Raw genomic sequence first — 3,217 nt, 5'->3', positions numbered from 1 at the left:
AGCAGGATGTGCTCACGGGTTTGTGGCATCGGACCATCGGCGGCCGAGCAAACCAGGATCGCGCCGTCCATCTGGGCGGCACCGGTGATCATGTTCTTCACGTAGTCAGCGTGACCTGGGCAGTCAACGTGAGCGTAGTGACGAATGGTCGAGTTGTACTCAACGTGAGCGGTGTTGATGGTGATACCGCGCGCTTTTTCTTCCGGAGCCGAGTCGATCTTGTCGAACTCAACGATTGCCGAGCCGAAAACTTCGGAGCAAACGCGAGTCAGAGCTGCGGTCAGAGTGGTCTTACCGTGGTCAACGTGGCCGATAGTGCCGACGTTAACGTGGGGAAGGGAACGATCAAACTTTTCCTTAGCCATCGATACAATCCTCCGCAGAAGAAATAGTCTTACGCTGATAAAACAAAGGCAGATATTTTCATATCTGCCTTGTTTATATGGAGCTCTTGAGCGGACTTGAACCGCTGACCTCACCCTTACCAAGGGTGTGCTCTACCAACTGAGCTACAAGAGCGAAACACTTTGTGCAAAATCCGGCAAACTTGGAGCGGGTAGCGGGAATCGAACCCGCATCATCAGCTTGGAAGGCTGAGGTTCTACCACTAAACTATACCCGCGGAGCTTGCGGCTCTCGCTAAAACTGGTGGAGGGAGAAGGATTCGAACCTTCGAAGCTCTCGCAACGGATTTACAGTCCGTCCCCTTTGACCGCTCGGGAATCCCTCCAGATGTGGCCGGCATTCTATTTGTCTGCCGTCCCAGTGTCAAGCTTTTTTTCAAATTTTTTCAATCAAATCTGAAGCTTAGCTGCTTTGACACTACTTCCAGGTCTACCACCTCAGTGGTGTTCCCTGTGAAGCGGGCGCCATTCTATCAAGCTATTCGCCAGTTGCAATACCTTGGCAGAAAATAATTTTATGTTTTAAGTCTTTGAAATCGTTGGAAAGAGTGGCGAGGACCGTTTGGTCCAGTAAACGCTCGCTTTCCGGGGAAATCTTGAGCCAGAGACCATCAGCACCGGGCAGCTGCCCAGACACCGGCAATGCGTTGATATCCAGGCTCAGCAAGCGCTGACGCAGTGCGTCGATTTGATCTCGCCCCCCCAGACCACCGACCACAAGGCATTCGTCACGGCGACGGGCAGGCGTAGCCACCCCCGCTTCACGCAATAGACGAATCTCCTGCTGATTACCCTTGTACAACGAGAGCGGGGCGACATCCTTGGCTTTTAGCGGGGCTTCCTGTTGGTGCCAGACGTAATAGAAGACGTTGAGCACCAGCAACAGCAGAAACAACCAACGCATAAGCACCTCAGTTCAAAGGGCAGGCCATTGCCAGGCCAACGAATACCAAGTCGGGAACTACGCGCGCCTGCGGTGCAGCCTCACGTACCAACGGCGCATCCCCACCAGTGAGGAACACAGTGAAGGCCTCCCCCCACAGCGAGCGTGCCTGCTCCAGTTGCGTACGAGCAAAACCTTGCAGCATCAACACGCAGCCACGCTCGACCGCCTCGACAGTTGAGCGGCCAGGAGCAAGACTGGTCAAAGCACGCTCTGCAGATGCGTCGTCGTAGCGGATACGTCGAGTGTGCGTGCGCAGCTGGCTGCGCATCAGTGGCATACCCGGGCAGATGTACCCGCCCAGATGCTCGCCATCCGCGCCAATGAAGTCGGCCTTGGCAGCTGTACCCAGGTCGATCACCAGGCAAGCACCCTTGGCCAGGTGGAAAGCGCCCAACGCCGCGAGCCAGCGATCCATGCCAAGGCGCTGGAAATCCTCATACCCATTGCGTACCCCGGCCATCTCACGGGCTGGTTCCGCAACTCGCGGTACCACAGAAAACGCCTGACCGATCAGCGTACAGAGTGCTGCCGTCTCTTCTTCACTACGCACACTGACGATACGGCAGCCCGACAAACGCAGCGAAGCCAAAGTACCGACCTCGGCCACCAACGCCTGATCCGAATCCACAATGCCGCCACCCACGATAGTGGCGTCGACAGCCTGAATGACTCGCCATTTGATGAAGCTGTTACCGCAATCGAGCTCAAGAATCATCACGCAACCTCAAACTGAGCTCACCACCACTGAAGCTCTTCTCCACGCCATCGATCTCCAGGCGCAAGCCACCCTGCCCGTCCACTCCGAGCACTACCCCATCGATCTGGGTACTGCCGGCAACAAGCGACACATTACGCCCCTGCCATAGATGTGCTTGCTCCCATTCTTCCTGAAATGCGGCAAAACCATAACGTCGGTGACGCGCCAATTCATGCTGCAGCTGCTGGCTGAGCATTGCGACCAGCCGATTACGATCGATGGGAGAGCCAACCTCACGTCGTATGGAGGTCCACTGCTGATCTACCTGGACGTTGACCTGCATATTCACATTGACGCCAATGCCAAGAACAACGTGACAGACGTCTGCCGGATCACCGACCAACTCAAGCAGGATGCCGGCGATTTTTTGCCCACGCACAAGTACATCATTAGGCCACTTGAGCCCGACTTCCTTAACACCGATGCCTTCCAAGGTGCGCATTACCGCCAAGCCGACCACCAGACTCAGCCCTTCGAGCTGACGCATACCGCCTTCGACACGTAACACTAGACTGTAATAAAGGTTTTCCGCGAAAGGACTTACCCACTGACGACCACGACGGCCACGCCCAGCACTCTGACGCTCGGCAAGCACCAGAAATGGAGCAGCTTGCCCCTGCCCTGCAAGCCGGAGCCCTTCAGCATTGGTAGAGTCGATGGTTTCGTGGATGAACATTGGCCATTGCTCAGCATCAGCATATTCGGCAATTGCCTTCGCTTCGAGCAAGGCCAGGGGCGCCGCTAGCTGATAGCCACGTCCGCGAACCTTATGAATGGTGAGATTTAGCTCACTCTCCAGATGCTGCAGCTGCTTCCAAACGGCGCTGCGGCTCACCCCGAGGGCTGCACCCAAGGCTTCTCCGGAATGGAACCGGCCATCCTTGAGGAGATTCAACAACTTCAGCATGCCAGTCTCGACTTGGAATAAGGCTGGCATGATAGCTATGGGTCGTGGGCTTGCATAGGAAAAGGGCCCCCGAAACGACCCAAATGCCGTGCATCAACCCATAAAAGACAAAACCCCTACCTGCTTGCGCAGATAGGGGTTTTGCGAAATGAATCTTGACGATGACCTACTCTCACATGGGGAAACCCCACACTACCATCGGC

At 55.8% G+C, this 3,217-nt stretch carries 4 protein-coding genes and 3 tRNA genes; all 7 read right to left on the bottom strand.

The window, feature by feature from the left end:
* A partial coding sequence (locus ACW4TB_RS27435; protein ID WP_455828725.1) for a GTP-binding protein occupies positions 1–365 on the bottom strand: 365 nt, incomplete at its 3' end.
* Positions 366–443: 78 nt separating this feature from the next.
* Positions 444–519, bottom strand: a tRNA-Thr gene (locus tag ACW4TB_RS27430).
* A 29-nt stretch (positions 520–548) separates the two neighbouring features.
* A tRNA-Gly gene (locus tag ACW4TB_RS27425) sits at positions 549–622 on the bottom strand.
* A gap of 24 nt (positions 623–646) precedes the next feature.
* Positions 647–730 (bottom strand) — tRNA-Tyr (locus ACW4TB_RS27420).
* A gap of 152 nt (positions 731–882) precedes the next feature.
* Positions 883–1,308, bottom strand: coding sequence for a hypothetical protein (locus tag ACW4TB_RS27415; RefSeq protein WP_254466662.1), 426 nt, complete (start codon positions 1,306–1,308; stop codon positions 883–885).
* 7 nt (positions 1,309–1,315) lie between these two features.
* Positions 1,316–2,065, bottom strand: a complete 750-nt coding sequence (locus ACW4TB_RS27410) for a pantothenate kinase (RefSeq protein WP_012316527.1) — start codon at positions 2,063–2,065, stop codon at positions 1,316–1,318.
* The gene (gene birA / locus ACW4TB_RS27405; protein ID WP_279933587.1) at positions 2,055–3,014 is read right to left on the bottom strand and encodes a bifunctional biotin--[acetyl-CoA-carboxylase] ligase/biotin operon repressor BirA; all 960 of its coding nucleotides are present in this window, start codon (positions 3,012–3,014) and stop codon (positions 2,055–2,057) included. The genes ACW4TB_RS27410 and birA overlap by 11 nt, the downstream gene beginning before the upstream one ends.
* Between the last annotated feature and the right edge of the window lie 203 nt (positions 3,015–3,217).

The sequence above is a fragment of the Lelliottia jeotgali genome (assembly GCF_977070485.1).
This window is presented reverse-complemented; position numbering and strand designations above follow the sequence as displayed.